Annotated in this window: 14 protein-coding genes; 10 read left to right on the top strand and 4 right to left on the bottom strand. The window is 59.3% G+C overall.

Annotated features, from left to right (window positions below; genetic code table 11):
* Positions 1-115: 115 nt before the first annotated feature.
* Entirely contained in the window at positions 116-1,135 is a 1,020-nt protein-coding gene (locus GXP70_RS22425; RefSeq protein ID WP_162358894.1) for a LacI family DNA-binding transcriptional regulator, read from the top strand.
* 247 nt (positions 1,136-1,382) lie between these two features.
* Here the strand turns inward: GXP70_RS22425 and GXP70_RS22420 are convergent, their stop codons facing one another.
* The gene (locus GXP70_RS22420) at positions 1,383-1,979 is read right to left on the bottom strand and encodes a TetR/AcrR family transcriptional regulator (protein WP_162358893.1); all 597 of its coding nucleotides are present in this window, start codon (positions 1,977-1,979) and stop codon (positions 1,383-1,385) included.
* 222 nt (positions 1,980-2,201) lie between these two features.
* Here GXP70_RS22420 and GXP70_RS22415 point away from each other — a divergent pair, with 222 nt between their 5' ends.
* Entirely contained in the window at positions 2,202-3,695 is a 1,494-nt protein-coding gene (locus tag GXP70_RS22415) for a DHA2 family efflux MFS transporter permease subunit (RefSeq protein WP_162358892.1), read from the top strand.
* 302 nt (positions 3,696-3,997) lie between these two features.
* Here the strand turns inward: GXP70_RS22415 and GXP70_RS22410 are convergent, their stop codons facing one another.
* The 3 genes from GXP70_RS22410 to GXP70_RS22400 form a co-directional block, all read right to left on the bottom strand.
* Entirely contained in the window at positions 3,998-4,879 is an 882-nt protein-coding gene (locus tag GXP70_RS22410; protein ID WP_162358891.1) for a carbohydrate ABC transporter permease, read from the bottom strand.
* A 12-nt stretch (positions 4,880-4,891) separates the two neighbouring features.
* Positions 4,892-5,857 carry an ABC transporter permease gene (locus GXP70_RS22405; protein WP_162358890.1) on the bottom strand — a complete coding sequence of 322 codons (966 nt, stop codon included), beginning with the start codon at positions 5,855-5,857 and terminating at the stop codon, positions 4,892-4,894.
* Positions 5,858-5,955: 98 nt separating this feature from the next.
* Complete coding sequence (locus GXP70_RS22400) at positions 5,956-7,713, bottom strand: extracellular solute-binding protein (protein ID WP_162358889.1); 1,758 nt, start codon at positions 7,711-7,713, stop codon at positions 5,956-5,958.
* A gap of 495 nt (positions 7,714-8,208) precedes the next feature.
* On the opposite strand from GXP70_RS22400, the gene GXP70_RS22395 reads away from it, so the two are divergent.
* The 8 genes from GXP70_RS22395 to GXP70_RS22360 are packed head-to-tail and all read left to right on the top strand — an operon-like array spanning position 8,209 to position 16,691.
* Positions 8,209-8,865 (top strand): RraA family protein, encoded by a 657-nt coding sequence (locus GXP70_RS22395; protein WP_162358888.1) that lies wholly within the window; start codon positions 8,209-8,211, stop codon positions 8,863-8,865.
* Positions 8,866-8,888: 23 nt separating this feature from the next.
* Positions 8,889-9,650 (top strand): PIG-L deacetylase family protein, encoded by a 762-nt coding sequence (locus GXP70_RS22390; protein WP_162358887.1) that lies wholly within the window; start codon positions 8,889-8,891, stop codon positions 9,648-9,650.
* Positions 9,651-9,670: 20 nt separating this feature from the next.
* Positions 9,671-10,834: a mandelate racemase/muconate lactonizing enzyme family protein gene (locus tag GXP70_RS22385; protein WP_162358886.1), complete on the top strand. Its 1,164-nt coding sequence runs from the start codon at positions 9,671-9,673 to the stop codon at positions 10,832-10,834.
* A 15-nt stretch (positions 10,835-10,849) separates the two neighbouring features.
* A complete protein-coding gene (locus GXP70_RS22380; protein WP_162358885.1) occupies positions 10,850-11,641 on the top strand; it encodes an IclR family transcriptional regulator in 792 nt (263 codons plus the stop codon).
* A gap of 17 nt (positions 11,642-11,658) precedes the next feature.
* Positions 11,659-12,501, top strand: coding sequence for an amidohydrolase family protein (locus GXP70_RS22375; RefSeq protein WP_162358884.1), 843 nt, complete (start codon positions 11,659-11,661; stop codon positions 12,499-12,501).
* 2 nt (positions 12,502-12,503) lie between these two features.
* The gene (locus GXP70_RS22370; protein WP_162358883.1) at positions 12,504-13,781 is read left to right on the top strand and encodes an ABC transporter substrate-binding protein; all 1,278 of its coding nucleotides are present in this window, start codon (positions 12,504-12,506) and stop codon (positions 13,779-13,781) included.
* Positions 13,769-14,812 (top strand): zinc-dependent alcohol dehydrogenase, encoded by a 1,044-nt coding sequence (locus GXP70_RS22365; RefSeq protein ID WP_162358882.1) that lies wholly within the window; start codon positions 13,769-13,771, stop codon positions 14,810-14,812. Before GXP70_RS22370 ends, GXP70_RS22365 begins: the two co-directional genes overlap by 13 nt.
* Positions 14,805-16,691, top strand: coding sequence for a glycoside hydrolase family protein (locus tag GXP70_RS22360; protein ID WP_162358881.1), 1,887 nt, complete (start codon positions 14,805-14,807; stop codon positions 16,689-16,691). Before GXP70_RS22365 ends, GXP70_RS22360 begins: the two co-directional genes overlap by 8 nt.
* Positions 16,692-16,748 lie beyond the last annotated feature (57 nt).

The raw sequence follows: 16,748 nt of genomic DNA, 5'->3' as shown, positions 1-16,748 counted from the left end.
AGGCCGTAACCTTCAACGCGATTGCGGTTGAAACTGCCGGTCGAAACACGCATAATAAAGTAATCATGGGGATAGGCCATCTATCCCCAACTTACTTAAGTAAGAGGGATTCGGCATGAAAGCGACGATTTATGATGTAGCGAGGGAAGCCGGCGTTTCGATTGCAACCGTTTCCAACGCGATCAACGGCAAAGGGAACGTCAGCAAGAAACGGCGCGATCAAATTTTCAAAATCATGGAACAAATGAATTACCAGCCGAACGTGAATGCGTCCGCCCTGATGGGGAAGAAGACGTATACGCTCGGACTGCTCATCCCGGATATATCGAACCCGTTCTTCGCCGAAATCGCGCGGGCGATCGAGGACGAAGCGCATCAGCTGAACTACAGCGTCATCATGTGCAGCACGGACAACAAAGACGAACGGGTGGAACGGTATATTGCCCTGCTGGAGCAGAAGAACGTCGACGGCATCCTCATCGGGACCGGCTTGGACAACCTGGATATACTGACAAGCCTGCAGGCAAGGACGATCCCGGTCGTGATGATCGCCCGCGAAACCTCGGCGCTGGAAGTGGATACGGTCGTCGCCGACGATTACGTCGGCGGCTTGATGGCTGCCCGGCATCTGGCCGGGCTGGGGCATCGCAGGATCGCCATTCTGTCCGAGCAATGGAAAGTAAGCAGCGCCCGCGAACGGATCCGCGGCTTCAAGCAAGGCTTGCAGGATGCGCAAATTCCGTTCGATGACGACCAGATCGCGATTTGCAATTACTTGATCGAGGAAGGCCGCCGCGGCGCCGGCGAGCTGCTTGGCCGCGCGCACCGGCCGACGGCGCTGTTCTGCTGCAACGACGTGCTCGCGATCGGGGCGATGCAGGAAGCGAGGCGGCTGGGCATCAAGGTGCCGGAGGAGCTGTCGATCGTCGGGTTCGACGACACGATTCTGGCCGCGGTCGTCGATCCGCCGCTTACGACGGTTGCGCAGCCGATCGTCAATATGGGCAAGCAAGCGTTCCGGTTATTGATTGCCCACCTGGACGAGGCGGATTCGGTGAAGAAGCGGATCGTGCTGCGGCCGGAGTTAACGATTCGTCAATCGACCGCGCCGGCGGCGAATATATCGGTCGAGTAAGGCGAACCCGATGGCGAATCGGGCTTGCGCTGCAAGTGCCAAGGAAGGGCGGAGACCGTCTCGCTCGTAAGCGATTCGGGCATCCGCTCTTTTTGGCATGTTTGAATCGGCTGCTCATTCGCTGCTTCCACCGATCCGCCGCTATCACTGCCCGCACTGCTTGCACGAGCATCGCTCCCAATAATCGCTCCCAATAATCGCTCCCAAGAACCGACCCCAAGAATCGCTGCAGCCGGTCGGCGCAGCATTAATCCGCGGCCTTCAGCTGCATCCGGAACAGCAGCGACAGCTGCTTGGCGAGGAAGAGCGGCGTGTAGGGCATGTCGTTGCGCAGCCAGCAGACGATCGTGCCGATGAAGGCGGAGGAGCCGTACCAGATCGCGATGTCCGTCGGGACTTTAATGGCCGGCTCCAGCGCTGAAGAAGCGCTGCGCTTCTCGGTTCGGCTCGTGATCACATCGACCATCAGGCCGAGCAGGCGGTCGGTGAAGACGGGGACGCGCTTGGTCGCGAGCAGCACCTTGTAGAATTTCGCATGCTCCGCGATATGCTCGATCATCCGCACCAGGATCGTCCAATCGGCGTCCGGCGCCGATTGGTCCGGTATCCCCTGCATGATGCCGCGGAATTCGCCGGCCATCTCGTCCGCCATCTTCTCCAGCATGTCCGGAATGTCCCGGTAATGCAGATAGAACGTGACGCGATTGATGGTGGCGCGCTCGGCGATGCGATTGACGGTTATTTTCTCAAGGTCGACCTCCTGAAGCAAATCGATGAACGCATCCCGGATCAACTGGCGCGTGCGTACGATCCGCGGATCGGTCCGCCCGGATTTATCTGCCATACGACTCATTCCTTTCTAGGTCGATCTTCGCGACGAATAGAAGCGATTTGTAAAAGAATTCTATTTTGCGCGACAGAATCGTGCATTCTGTAAACTAATTAACGTTTCGATAGAAACTGTTGCTTGTGAACGGTAGAGGCTATGCATATAATCTTTACATTGGTTCATTATACAACAACATGTCAATTAGTTTCAGAATGATTATCGAGAGGGTTGAGCAGAATGAGTAAAACTGCAAGCATCGGCGGCGGCTTGAATGCCATCAAGAAAGGCCCGCTGCTGTTCGTCATGATTCTTGGGGCGTTCATCGCCGTCTTGAATCAGACGATTATGAGCGTCGCTCTGCCGGAGCTGATGGTAGACTTCAATATCCAGGCTTCGACGGCGCAATGGCTGACAACCGGCTACATGCTGGTCAACGGGGTGCTGATCCCGATTACCGCTTATCTCATGCAGCGCTTTACGACGCGCGAGCTGTACCAGACGGCCATGTTTATTTTTCTCGGAGGCACCATACTATCCGCGGTCGCGCCGAATTTCGACTCGCTGCTGGTCGGTCGTCTGATTCAGGCCGCCGGCGCCGGCATTATTATGCCGCTGCTGATGACGGTTATATTGACGGTGTTCCCTCCGGACAAGCGCGGAGCGGCGATGGGCATGGTCGGCTTCGCGATCATCTTCGCGCCGGCCGTCGGCCCGACGATTGCCGGTTACGTGATGGAGCATTACTCCTGGCGCACGATGTTCTACGGCATGATTCCGCTTGCCGTGATCGTCATCGCGGTGGCCTTCGTTTATTTGAAGAACGTCGCGGAACGCAAGTTTCCGCGAATCGATCTGTGGAGCGTCCTGCTCTCGACCGTCGGCTTCGGCGCCGTGCTGTACGGCTTCAGCAGCGCGGGCAAAGAAGGCTGGTCGAGCGCCGAGGTTATCCTATCCATCGTCATCGGCGTTATCGCCCTGATCGGCTTCACCTGGAAGCAGCTCGTCACGTCGAGCCCGCTGCTGGATCTCAGAGCGTTCAAGTATAACATGTTCTCATTGACGACGATTATTAATATTGCGGTGACGATGGTCATGTATGCGGATATGATGCTGCTGCCGTTGTATCTGCAGAACGCGCGCGGCTACACCGCGCTCGAGTCCGGCTTGCTGATGCTCCCGGGCGCGCTGCTCATGGGCTTCATGATGCCGATAACCGGTAAGCTGTTCGACCGCTTCGGCGCGAAATGGCTGTCCGTGATCGGCATGGCGATTACGATCGCGACGACGATCGGCTTCGTCAACCTGACCGATTCCACCAGCTACACGTATCTGGTGCTGATGTCCACGGGACGCCGATTCGGAATGGCGATGTTCCTGATGCCGATTACGACGGCGGGCTTGAATCAGCTGCCGTCCCGATTGAACGAGCACGGCACGGCGATCTCCAACACGATCAAGCAGGTGGCGGGCGCAATCGGCACGTCGCTGCTGGTCACGGTAATGACGACCCGCACGAAGACGCATGTGCAGGACATGATGGCTGCGGGCGGCGATCTTACCGACAAGCACATGATTACGGAAGCGACGATTCAAGGCATCAACGATGCGTACCTGGTCATCATCGGCATCGGCATCGTCGGTCTGCTGCTGTCGTTCTTCATCAAGCGTACGGGGCAGGCCGAAGAAACGGGAAGCGGGGTGCCTCTGAAAGCGGAAACAGTCAGCTCATAGGCCGGCTTCCAATGGCGTGCAAGCCGTACCCGACTGAATGAGAAGCGAAGAGCGCCCGATGCGATCGGGCGCTCTTCTTCTTGTGCGGATCGGCATCGGGATGATGGGAGATGGGCAATAGGAAGCGCGGATGAACGGCTCGGAGCCGGGAACGGGGATGGCCGGAATGCGAATGGCGGCATGTAATTGCCGTAACGGCGCTCGTCGAATTCGAAACGCGGTTCGGCGCATCGGCGCATGCGAAAACCCCCAGTTGAACCGGGGGCTCGGAAGGCATACGGCATACGGCGCACGGCATGCGTTCAGCCCTTGACGGAGCCGATCAGCAGCCCTTTCGTAAAATGCTTCTGCAGAAACGGATAGACGAACATGATCGGAATGACCGTAATGATCGTAATCGCCATCTTCAGCGTCTGCGGCGAGACGAACGACTGCGTGCCCGTAATCGCCTGCGATTTGACCTGGCTCAGGGAGGAAGCCCCCGACAGCGTCTGATAGAGCACATATTGGAGCGTGTACAGCTTCGGATACATCGTATTGTAAATCTGCGTGTCGACGAAGGAGTTCCACTGCTCGACCGCGCTGAAGAGGACGACCGCGGCGATGACGGGCGTGCAGACCGGGAAGATGACCTGCCAGTACAGCTTGAAATCGTTCGCGCCATCGACGATCGCGGCTTCCTCCATGCTTTTCGGCACCGATTCGATATACGTCTTGATCAGAATCATGCTGAAGACGTTAACCGCGGAAGGGATGATGTACACCCAGAACGATCCGATCATGCCCAGGTTCTTGACCAGCATGTAAGACGGGATGAGGCCGCTGGAGAAATACATGGTGAAAACGAAAAATCGGCGCACGTACCGGACGCCGATCATTTCGTCCCGCGTGATGCAGTAGGCGGCCATGGACGTGATGAAGATCATGACGAGCGGTCCGAGAATCGTTCGTTCCGCGGATACGACGGCGCTTCTCACGATGGCGGGGTTGCCCAGGGCGATCCGGTAGGAATCCAGATTGAAGCCTTCGGGGAAGAGCATCAAGCCGCCCGTCATCCGACTCGCCGTGCTGAAGGAATAGCTCAGAATATACAAAAAGGGATAGACGGTCGCGACAACGATGGCAAGCATGATGATGACGTTGACACAATTGAATACAATGCCGCTTGCGCTGCTTTTCCTCATGGATCCTCCCCCTTACATGATCGACTTGTCGTTGATTCGTTTGGCCATGGCGTTGACGAAGAGAAGCAGCGCGATGCTGACGGCGGACTTCATGATGCCGACGGCGGTCGCGTAGGAATAGTTGGTCAGTTTGATGCCGTAGTTGTAAATGTAGATATCCAGCACTTCCATGCGCTCGTAATTGGTCGCGTTGGAGAACAGATAGTACATATCGAAGTTGGAGTTCAGAATCCATCCGCTATTCATGATCAGCAGCACGATCAGCGTGGGAAGGAGGTTCGGCAGCGTGATGAACATGATCTTCTGCAGCCGGCTGGCCCCGTCGATGTCGGCGGCTTCGTACTGCTCCGAAGAAATCGAGGCGATCGCCGCGATGAAGATGACGCCGTTATACCCGATCGACTTCCACAGGCTTAGGGCCACCACGAGCCCCCAGGAGAATTTGGGATCGCCGAGCACGTTAACCCCTTGCTCGAGAATGCCCCACTTCATCAGCGACACGTTGATCGCGCCGCTCGAAACGGCCATTAGCGCGCTCATAATGGAGTACACGATGACCCAGGAGATGAAGAAAGGGAAAAATGACAGCGTTTGCACGATTCGGGCGAACCTTCGGGACTTCACCTCGTTCAACAAGATGGCGAAGATCATCGCCGCCGCCAGATTGACGACCAGCATCATAATATTCATCGAGAGGGTGTTCTCGAGCAGACGCAGGAAGTCCGGGCTTTCGAGCAGAAAGGATTTGAAGTGGTACCAGCCGGCCCAGTCCGCGCTCCACATGCTCTGTCCGATTTTGTAATGTTTGAAAGCGATGATCCAGCCGCCGAGCGTCAAATAGCTGAAGGTGAACACCAGCAGCATGGCCGGCGCCAGCATCATGAACAAGTAGCGCTGGCGGTACAGCTTGTTCAAGAATTTACGGGTTCGAGGGATGTCGGGCGAGCTGTTGATCTTGGCAGTCTCTGCGATGGCCATTCGTTCGTCTCCTTCCTTCTGTCAAGCGAGCGCATACCGGGACGCAGGATCTCGGCATGCGCTTGCTCTTGCTTGATTCGGCTGAATGAGCGGGCAGCTTACTGGGCGGCTTCCAGCTGGGCTTTCGCGGCTTTGTAACGCTCGTTGTACAGATCGACGATGGATTGCGGGTTGAGCGCGTCGTATTCCTTCAGCACGTCCTGATAGATTTTGTCGAACTCGGCGTCGTTCTTGGCCATGATCAGCTTCGGCGTATTCCGCACCCGGACGTCGACGAGGCGCTGCTCCAGACGGCCTTCCTCCGAGTTCGGGTCCATGAAGATGCTTTGCGCCGTGCCGACGACCGCTTCCACGGAGTTGTCGCGCCACCATTGCTCGGAATCCGTCCAGCCGAGCTTCTTGTAAGTATCCTTGATGCGCGCGTCCATCCCCGATTCCTTGACGGCCGTGGTGTTGCCGAGCGCGTACGGCTCGCCGTCCGGCGCGGCGATCAAGGCGTTCGGAAGCGGAGCGCCGGCGCCGAAGCCTTGTTTGTAACTCCAGGCGGGATCGTTATGGTTCTTCAAGTACTCGTCCGTCGGTACTCGCTTGCCGTTCTCGATCGTGTAGTGCACGCCTTCGATCCCGGATTGCAGGAGCATCTGGCCTTCGTCCGACGAGGCCCACTCGATCAGGTCGAACAAGCGCTTCGGATCCTTGGCGTTCTTCGTAATGACCACCATGTCGAACGGGCGCGTCGCCTGCGTCATCTTGAGGCGCTTCTCGCCGCTCGCGATCTGCGCAGGCAATTGGATCGGCAGTACGACGTACTGCAGCTCCGGATGCCCGGCCGCGATCTGTCCGGCGTTGGCCTGCCAATTGCTGATATACCAGGATGCCATCGGCACGCCCGTAGCCAGCTTCTGATTGACCTGGTCGGACTTGTCGGTGAAGCTGTCCGGATCGAGCAGGCCGCCAACGTACATCTTGTTCAGGAATTTGAACGACCCGACGGCGTAATCGTCCTTCAGCATATCGACGAACTTATCCTGCGTCGGCGACCAGATGACGGCATTGTTGGCGATCTGAACGTACTTGCCGCCTTTCTCGTACATAACCGGCGCGATGCCCGCCATGCCCCACGGCTCGGCGAACGGCGCTACCATGCCCATCGTTTTCTGGCCGTTCGTAGTCGGGTTCAATTCCTTGGCTTTCTTGAAGAATGCGAGGTAATCATCGGTGCTGAGAAGTTTCGGATAGCCTTGCTGCTCGAGGAGGTCGGTGCGGACGTAGATGTCGTTATGCTCGGGGAAGCCGATCATGTCTTGGGGGAGGTTCATGCTGTAGTTGTAAATTTTGCCGTCGCCCGATTCGAATTTCCAATAGGGGATGGCGTCCTTGAACAGCTTCTGGAAGTTCGGCGAGCTCTCGACGTAAGGGTCGAGCGGGACCAGCGCCTTGGCGTCGATGTATTTCGCGAGGAGGTCTTGATCTTCGATCCGCATGAGCTCGGGGTAGTCTCCGCCGGCGAGCATGAGATTGAGTTGATCTTTCGCCGTGTTGGAGGAGGTAATGTACTCGAAGACGATGTTGAATTTATCCTTGATGACCTTGCCGATTACGGTCTGATCGCTCTTGGTGATGCCGTACGTAGCAAAATTGGGGTCGGCGAAAACCTTAATCGTGTACAGCGGAAGACCGGATCCCGACGACGACGATCCATCCGGCGACGAATTGCCGGATGAAGAGCTGTCGCTCGGCGAAGCGGACGGGCTGTTGGCGGCGGTATTGCCGCCGTTGCTGCTGTTGCCTGAACAGGCGCTGATCAGGACGGAAGATGTCAGCAGCATCGTGGCGAGCATTGCTTTCCTTCCCATAGGTATCCCCCTCAATGAAATTTTATGAACGACGTTCTACATAAAGAATTTAATGGACGATGGTAGTAACTGTCAACATGATTTTTGGACTGCGACTCGTAGGAAAATCGATGGCCCTAGTGATCGCAGCGTTTCATTGTTACTCTTATTTCGATCTTAATATTCGCGTAGATGAGTCGATATTTCACGGTTTCTGACGAAATATCTGCCCTTATAGGCTTTATGCAATAGCTTGCGTTTTCACGCTTATTGCGAATGGATTACTTTCAGGCGCGAGATGCTCATTTTATTGAACGCGGTTTTATATAGTGAATTAATGGTTGACTTTGAGGAATGTGGCAAATATATTGAAATTGGAAACAACTGAGAGGTTACGCGGAGACTTCCGAATGTCTGATGTTATCCCCGACTGCAGCGCCTTTCGCGAAAGCGCTTGCCGATCGGCTCCATAGCGGGATAGCAGCACCAATCACCTAATTCGAGGAGGAAGCTCACATGCAGGATGCGCAGCTGTTCGAACTGATGAGAAACAACCTCTACACCGGCGTGATCTGCGATACGCTCGACGAGCTCGGCTATCGCTACCAAGCCATGGCCGAGAACATTCGGCCCCTCAGAACCGGCGACATCCTGGTCGGCCGGGCGAAGACGATTCATGCCGTCGACACCTTCTACACGCATGACAATTGCTACGACAAAGAAATCGAAGCGATCGACAGCATTCGGCCGGGCGAAGTCGTCATCGGCGCCACGAACCATTCGAAGCGGAACGGACTATGGGGCGAGCTGCTGTCGACGGCCTCGATGATGCGCGGCGCGAACGGGGCGGTCATCGACGGTTTCGTTCGGGATACGAGGAAGATCCTGGAGCTTGGCTTCCCCGTCTTCTCGACAGGCTTCAAGCCGGTGGATTCGAAGGGCAGGGGAATCGTCATCGACTATGACTGCCCGGTCGATGCAGGCGGCGTGATCGTGAAGCCCGGCGACGTCATCTTCGCGGATATGGACGGCGTCGTCGTCATTCCGAAGGCAGTGTTCGAGACGACGGTAGAGCAGTCGCTGGAGAAGGCCGAGAGCGAGAACCATACGCGCCGGGAATTGCTCGAGGGCAAGCTGCTGCGCGAAGTGTACGACAAATACGGCGTATTATAACCTGCTGGAACGGAGAGTGGATCATGCGAGTATTGGCAATCGGCGCCCATCCGGACGACATCGAGCTGCAATGCGGCGGCACGCTGGCCATGTATGCCCGGCAAGGCCGCGAAGTGTTCATGGCCGTATCGACGAACGGGGACAAGGGCAATTTCGACGTGGAGCCGGAGGAGCTGGCGCGCGTGCGCGAAGCGGAGTTCCGGGCATCGTGCGCGGTTATCGGGGCCAAGCCGATCTGGCTGGGCTACGAGGATGAAATGCTGATCAACGACCTGCCGGCGCGGCTTCGTTTCGTCGACGCGATTCGAAGCGTCAACCCCGATCTGGTCATTACCCATGGCCCGAACGATTATCATCCGGACCATCGGTATACGCACGAGCTGGTGTGGGACGCGGTTACGCTGGCCGGCGTAGGCAGCGTCAAGACGGCGCATCCGGCGACGGACCGCCAGGTGACCGTTTACTTCATGGATAATTTGGGCGGTATCGCGTTCCAGCCGACGGAATTCGTCGATATTACCGAGACGATCGCGCTCAAGCAAGAGGCGCTTGCGCGGCATGCCAGCCAAACCCGGATTTTCCGCGATCTGCTGGACGTCGATCTGCACGACGTCGTCGAGACGGTCGGGAAGTTCAGGGGCTATCAGGCCGGCTGCAAATATGCGGAAGGCTTCACGAAGGTGGAGGCCTGGTACCGCGGACTGTCGCGAAGGCTGCTTCCGGTCGGAAGCGGCGAGAGCCGGTTCATCTATAAGACGACGCAAAACGATTTCGATCCGATCTGATCCGAAAAGGTGGCGCACGCATGAAAATTACAGGCATTGAGCTCTCGATTCTGGAAAGTCCGTACGATTACGGCATCGATGCGGGCAACGGCGATTCCCGCGGTCCCAAGTACGCCCTGATCGTGCAGCTTCACACCGATGAAGGCATTACGGGCATCGCCGACTGCGATTCGCACCCGCATGTCATGAAGGCGTTCATCGACGCGCCCCGCTACATTGCGAAGTTCTCGGAAGGCCTGAAATACGCGGTGCTCGGCCAGAACCCGTTCGAGTACGAGAAAATATGGCGGGCGATGTACCAATCGGCGTTCTATCAAGGCCGCAGAGGCGCCGCCATACATGCGATGAGCGCGATCGACATCGCGATCTGGGACATTATCGGCAAGGCGACGGGCAATCCGGTCAGCGTCATGCTCGGCGGCCGCAGTCACGAACGGCTTACGGCTTACGCCAGCACGCTGTTTCGCGGCACGCCGGCCGAAATGAAGGACGCGGTGCAGAAGTATCGCGGCATGGGCTTCAGGGCGATGAAGTTCGGCTGGGGCGTCGTCGCGCGAGAACCGCGCAAGGTCGTCGAGCTCGTGGCGGCCGCCCGCGAAGCGGCCGGAAGCGAGATGGAGATCATGGTCGACGGGATGTGGTCCGCCGACGTGAAGCTCGTTATCCAGCTCGTGAAGGAGCTCGAGCGCTATGGCGTCTTCTTCGTCGAGGAGCCGCTTCATTCCGACAACCTGAGCGGCTACAGGAAGCTGGCCGATTCGGTCGACGTCCGCATCGCCTGCGGCGAGCAGCTCGGCGGCATGTACGAATACGAGCAGCTGATCAGGGAGGGCGGGGTCGACGTCATCCAGCCGGATATTTCGCGCATGGGCGGGCTGACCGAGGCGCGGCGGCTCGTCGATCTGGTGGAGCAGTCGGGCAAGATGCTCATTCCGCACGCCTGGACCTCCGATGTGCTGACGGCCGCATCGCTGCACTTGAACGCGTACCAGAAGCATCCGTATTTCCAGGAATTCTGCACTAACGACACGCCGCTGAGCCGGGAACTGGTATGCGAGCCGCTTCGTCTCGAGCCGGACGGAACCTTGGTCGTGCCGAACAAGCCCGGCATCGGCCTGGAACTGAACCATGACGTAGTCGCCAGATATACCGTAGAACATGCCCTTATTACCGATCTTGATTAATGGAGCTGCAGAATGATGAAAAAATACAGTGTTCCCGCGTTGGATAAAGCAATGGCCATTCTGGAGCTGCTTGCGGAAGCCGAGACGGATATGACCGTAACCGAAATTCATGTCCGGCTGGAGCTGCCCAAGACGAGCGCGTTCATGATCCTGAACGTGCTGGAAATGTACGATATGGTGCACAAGAATGCGGCCGGGCGCTATTCGCTCGGCGTCAAGCTGTACAATCTCGGCATGCGCTATATGACGAAAATCGAGCTGAAGAAGACGGCGCGCCCGCTCCTGGAAACGTTGGCGAAGGAGACCGGCTTCACCGCGCATCTCGGCATTCTCGTAGACGGCCAGATCATGTTCGTCGATAAAGTGGAATTGAAATCGTTCATTAAATTTTCGACCTTCGAGGGGATGCGCTCCGACCTCCATATCAGCAGCCTTGGCAAAGCGATGGCCGCCTACTTGCCGGAGCAGAAGCTGAACGACATACTGGCCGAGCGGGGAATGGGGAAATACACGCCCAATACGATCACGTCGCCCGACATGTTCAAGAAGGCGCTCGCTTCCATCCGCGAAACCGGCTATTCCATCGAAGACGAGGAAGGCGAGCTCGGCGTCCGCTGCATCGGCGCCCCGGTCTTCAACCATGAAGGCGAGGTCGTCGCCGCGGTCAGCATTACCGCGCTGCAATCCGATTTGCTGCATGACCTGATTCCGTTGACGGGCAGGAAGGTCAAGCAGGCTGCCGAAGCGCTCTCGAGGCAGCTTGGCTTCTCCGGCCTGAGCGGGCAGTCGGCGGTATCCCATCCATAAGCGAAGGAGCGATTGACGTGATCTTCGATTGTCATACGCATGTATTCGGACCCGGGCATGTGGGCGGGAGCTTCCTGGCCGACGCCAAGCGGGCATGGGGCGAGCAATACGAGCTGATCGCCACGCCCGAGCAGCATTGGGAGACGGTCGAGTCGTTCGACGGCGCGATCGTCCTGGCGTTCAATTGTCCGGCGACGGGCGTCGTCGTGCCGAACGAGTACGTGGCTCGTTATGTGCGGCAGCATCCGGGCAGGCTCTACGGCTTCGCCAGCGTCAATCCGCATGACGCGGACGCGGCCGGGCAGCTGGAATTCGCGGTGAAGGAGCTGGGCATGTCGGGGCTGAAGCTGGCGCCGATCTATCAGAACTTCTATCCGGACGACAAGCGGTATTATCCGTTGTACGCCAAAGCGGACGAACTGGGCATTCCGATTCTGTGGCATCAGGGCACCTCGTTCGTCTCGCAAGGGTTTCTGGATGCCTCCAGGCCCGCGATGCTGGATCCGATCGCAAGGACGTTTCCGCAATTGAAAATGATCATCGCCCACCTGGGACATCCATGGCATGGCGAATGCGTATCCCTGATCCGCAAGAATCCGAACGTCTATGCCGATATGTCGGCGCTCGGCAGCCGGCCTTGGCAGTTCTACAATGCCATGATGAACGTCGTGGAATACGGCGTCCCCCATAAAGTGCTGTTCGGCTCGGATTACAGCTTCTTCACGACGCGGCAGACGATCGATTCCTTCCGCGCCGTCAACGAGCTAACCGAGGGCAGCCGGCTGCCGCGCGTTCCCGAGGAGACGATCGAATCGATCATTCATCGCAATACGCCGGAAATTCTGGGCCTGGCGCGATGAACGTGCATGTCCATAAACCTCCGCACGGGCCGCCGGGCGCGGAGGAGCGGCTGTTCGCCGCATGCTTCGGGAAGCTGGAGCGGGAACAAGGAATACGGGTCATCTATGGCGCTCCGGCCTGGGAGAGCTGGAGCTCGGCCGTGATGCGGATTGCCGGCGACGGCGCGGCCCATGTCGTCTACATACCCGGCGGCTGGCTGCCGGCCTTGGCGGCGGCCGGCAAGCTCGTCGATCTCTCGGAACGGCTGCCGTCCTTGACCGAATCATGGAGACGCGAGTATCCCGATGCTGTCTATCGCATGGGGAGCTGGAAGGAAAGGCAGTATGGGATCCCCGTCTACGGGGCGGTGTGGTGCTTCCTGTACAATGCCGCGCTGTTTGCGCGCGCGGGGATTCCTCGTCCGCCCAGGACATGGGAGGAGCTGCAGGCTTGCGCGCGCAAGCTCAAGCAGCGGTTCCCGGATGTCGTGTCGTACGGGATACCGGATGATTCTGACGGTCATTTCATCGATCATGGCTACGTGTATTTGTTCGGCGGCCGGCGCTTCGATTGGCTGGATGCCGATGGACGGCTGCGCTTCGATCGCGATTGGCCGGTCAAGGGGCTCGATTTCTTGCACGGCATGGTCGAGCGGGGGCTGGCCAACGTTCCGCGGGAGACGCCGAGCGCCCAAATCAAGGCATGGCTTATGGAAGGCCGGGTCGCCATGACGGTCGGCCCTTCGGAGTGGCTGCTGCAGCAGCGGAACGAGCATCCGGAAACAGCGCTGCGGGCGGCCATGATGCCCTGTCCGGCAGGCGGAGAGCCGCTGTCGTTCTCTTCGTACGGCTTCTACGGCGTGCTTGCGGGCGGTGGCCGCTGCGGCATTGACGATACGGCCGGCCTTGACGGCCTTGATGCCGCAGCCGGCATCGAAGGCAGCAGGTCCGCCGGTGGCATCGATGACAACGGCCACAGCGGTGACAGCGGCCGTATCGGGGCAGCGGGCGAAGCGATGAACGCGCTGCTCCGGCCGGCTTTCCTGGAGCGGCATATCCGCGCGATCGGCATGCTGCCGGTGCGGCATGGCGAGCCGTTCTACGACGGGGCCGATCAGGCAGCCGTCTATGCCGAACAGGTCAAGCATAGCGGTGCGTTCCCCGATGCCGATCTGAGCTTCGCCCCGGTATTGACGGCGGAAATGCTGGCCTGCTTAAGGCTGGAGAAGACGGCCGCGCAGGCGCTGCGCGATGCGACGGATCATTGGAACAGAGGAGGGGAAGCCGGATGCGAGCGATAGTCTGGCACGAGGACGGACGGGTACGGCAGGCCGCCGATTGGCCGCTGCCCGCGATGGAAGACGACGAGGCGCTGGTGGAGATCCGCGCGGAAGGCGTCTGCATGACGGATATTCATATGATTCGGGGAACGCTGGACTTTGCGAAGCCGCCTTGGGTGCTCGGACACGAAATGTCCGGCGTCATTGCTGCGGTCGGCAGCAAAGCGAAGGGATGGAGCGTCGGGGAGCGGGTCGTCGTCGATCCCGTCGTCGCCTGTGGCAGCTGCAGCCATTGCCAGCGCGGGAAGAAGTATCTATGCGAGTCGGGCGGCGAGCTGGGGACGACTTACGGCTCAGGCGGCTACGGCCAATACGTGGCGGTGAAGCCGGCGAATCTGTACCGGCTGCCGGACACGATGAGCTTCGCGGAGGGCGCCATGATGGAGCCGCTCAACTGCACGCTCGGAGCGGTCGAGCGCGCGGCTGCCGCTATTGCGGGCGGCAGCGTCATCGTCTTCGGCCCGGGTCCGGCCGGCCTGTTATTCATGCAGCTGGCTAGAGCGTACGGAGCGCTGCGCGTCGTGCTCGTCGGCATGGAAGAGGAACGGCTTGCCGCGGGCAGACGGCTCGGCGCCGACCGTACGATCAACTTGCAGGCCGAGTCGCTCGCGGAGGCGCTGAAGGACGAGGCTTTCGACGTCGCGATCGAGGCTTCGGGCAGCGTGCAGGGCGTTCAAGACTGCATGGCGTACGTCGCCAAGGGCGGGACGATCGTACTGTACGGGCTGAACGGCTCCGATCGGCCTTCCATACATTCCGACCGGGTAGTCGGCAAAGACTTGACGATCGTCACCTGCATCTCCGCTCCGCTGCTGTGGCAGAAGGGGATCGAGCTCGTGCGGGCGGGTAAAGTCAACGTCAAGGACATCGTCTCGCACACGCTGTCGTTCGACGAAGCGGCGGCAGCCGTTAACGATATCGCCGCTAACCGGTTTCGACCCGTGAAGGCGATGATCGTGCATGCCCAAGCAGAGGAGGAGAACGATGCTTAGCGTACGAAACGCGGCAGCGATGCTGCATTGCGAGGAAGACGGCAGCCTGCTCGCATTGACGGATCTCGCGCGCGGCACGCGCTGGGAGCTTGACGGCGACAGCCTCGTCTACGAGACGGCCGCGCCGGCCGGAGCGGCGGCGGGCGCAAGCGGGCAACCGCCATTGCAACGGCTGACGCCGGTCGGCGCGTCCGCAAGCGGCGAGTCGTCCTTGACCGTCGCGTATCGTGCCGGCGAAGAGGACGTGCGGCTCCGGTTCGACATGCGCGAACGGTTCGTGGAAGTCCGGCTGCTGGCGGAAGGCTTGAAAGCGGCCGCCGCCGTCTCGCTTCCTGGCTCCTTCGCGCCGGCCGGCGAATCGCTGGAGATCGTGCTGCCGATCATGCAGGGCATGCTCTGGAAGGGCAAGGGCGAGCCGTTCGATTGGCGGCTCGGCGAGAGCAGGCACGGCGGCTATTCCATGCCGATCGTCGGCTATATGTCGTCGACCGGCGGACTGCTCGTCACGGCCGAGACGCAGGATGACCTGGAGCTTCGGGTCGTGAAGCGGGGGAACGGCAAGTTCGGCGCCGCTTACATGCAGACGGCCTCGCTCGGCACGATCCGGTACGATCGCGTCGCCCGCCTCTATGTCACAGCGCCGGATATCGTTGCGATCGCGAAGACCTACCGGAGCAAGATCGTCGAGCAGGGACGGTTCAAGGGCTGGGAGGAGAAAATCGCGGAGCGTCCCGGGCTCGAGCGCCTCTTCGGCAGCCTGATGTGCTTCATCGGCTATTGCCAGGACGACCTCGATTACGCCAAGGAATGCGAGAAGCTGCGCCGATTCGGCTTCGACCGCGCGCTGATCTACCCGGCGCGGTTCAACACCTACAACAACGACATCCGCATGGGCGGTCTGCCGCCGATTCACCTGAGCCGCGAGACGGTGGCGCAGATCAAGCGGCTTGGCTACGATCTGGCCCCCTGGAGCTGGATCAACGAAGCGCTGGACGACAAGTCGGCGTATGTCAACCGGATTTACCGGAAGGACGCGGCAGGCAGCCGGATCCCGCATTGGGGCATCGACGACCAACGCTGGTACTGGTGCTGCACGACGTTCATGGAGCAGTTCCAACGCAATGCGAATGCCGGCGAGTTCGCCGATATGACGTGGGATCATTTCGACGTCATTGCCTGCGCCGCCAATAACGAGTGCCATGCCACCGATCATCCGGCGCATCCGGGCCGTCCCCTCTCCAGAACCGAGGACCGGGAATGGATCAAGAAGCTGCTCGTCGCCGGTCAGAACGGCAGCCGCGCCGTCAGCTCCGAGGGCTTCAACGACGCGTACGCGGCGGAATACGACCTGGGCTCGGTGAAGGCGTTGCCGATGTTCAACCGATGGCCATTCTGGCCCGTTCCGCTCACGTCGCTCGTGTATCATGACAGCATGATTCACTCCTGGTGGGAAATGCACAGCTACAACAATCCGTATTTCGGGCGGTTGAACGGCAGCAACATGTACGAATACGGAGGCGGCCGTCCGCGGATTCAAGCGAGCATGGATGCGCTGATGGGCACGCCGCCGGACGTGTTCCCGTTCGGGGCGCAATATATGTGGACGGGGAAAGGGAGCGAAACGTTCGCTTACCGCTACCGCTTCGAAGACCCCGAAGTCCAATTCGCCCTGCGGGAAGCGTTGCCCGTCGCGCAGCTGCACCGCCGGATCGGCAAGCAGGAAATGGTCCATTTCAAGATGCTGTCGGAGGACGGCAACGTACAGGAAACCGCCTTCGCGGACGGAACGAGGATCATCGCCAATTTCTCGGGCTCGCTGCGCGGCGATATCCCGGGCCAGGATCCCGTTCATGCCGAAAGCTGGCGCAGCACGCTTTAATTCGGATCGGCGCGTATTCCCGCAGGAGAGCAGACTTGTCACGTGAAAGCGTGTCCA

The organism is Paenibacillus lycopersici, assembly GCF_010119935.1.
In the GTDB taxonomy this organism is placed as follows: domain Bacteria; phylum Bacillota; class Bacilli; order Paenibacillales; family Paenibacillaceae; genus Paenibacillus_Z; species Paenibacillus_Z lycopersici.
This window is presented reverse-complemented; position numbering and strand designations above follow the sequence as displayed.

Bases quoted from the DNA above. Each gene is read 5' to 3' on its own strand.
- GXP70_RS22425 (WP_162358894.1), top strand. From the start codon at position 116: ATGAAAGCGACGATTTATGATGTAGCGAGGGAAGCCGGCGTTTCGATT.
- GXP70_RS22420 (WP_162358893.1), bottom strand. From the start codon at position 1,979: ATGGCAGATAAATCCGGGCGGACCGATCCGCGGATCGTACGCACGCGC.
- GXP70_RS22415 (WP_162358892.1), top strand. From the start codon at position 2,202: ATGAGTAAAACTGCAAGCATCGGCGGCGGCTTGAATGCCATCAAGAAA.
- GXP70_RS22410 (WP_162358891.1), bottom strand. From the start codon at position 4,879: ATGAGGAAAAGCAGCGCAAGCGGCATTGTATTCAATTGTGTCAACGTC.
- GXP70_RS22405 (WP_162358890.1), bottom strand. From the start codon at position 5,857: ATGGCCATCGCAGAGACTGCCAAGATCAACAGCTCGCCCGACATCCCT.
- GXP70_RS22400 (WP_162358889.1), bottom strand. From the start codon at position 7,713: ATGGGAAGGAAAGCAATGCTCGCCACGATGCTGCTGACATCTTCCGTC.
- GXP70_RS22395 (WP_162358888.1), top strand. From the start codon at position 8,209: ATGCAGGATGCGCAGCTGTTCGAACTGATGAGAAACAACCTCTACACC.
- GXP70_RS22390 (WP_162358887.1), top strand. From the start codon at position 8,889: ATGCGAGTATTGGCAATCGGCGCCCATCCGGACGACATCGAGCTGCAA.
- GXP70_RS22385 (WP_162358886.1), top strand. From the start codon at position 9,671: ATGAAAATTACAGGCATTGAGCTCTCGATTCTGGAAAGTCCGTACGAT.
- GXP70_RS22380 (WP_162358885.1), top strand. From the start codon at position 10,850: ATGAAAAAATACAGTGTTCCCGCGTTGGATAAAGCAATGGCCATTCTG.
- GXP70_RS22365 (WP_162358882.1), top strand. From the start codon at position 13,769: ATGCGAGCGATAGTCTGGCACGAGGACGGACGGGTACGGCAGGCCGCC.
- GXP70_RS22360 (WP_162358881.1), top strand. From the start codon at position 14,805: ATGCTTAGCGTACGAAACGCGGCAGCGATGCTGCATTGCGAGGAAGAC.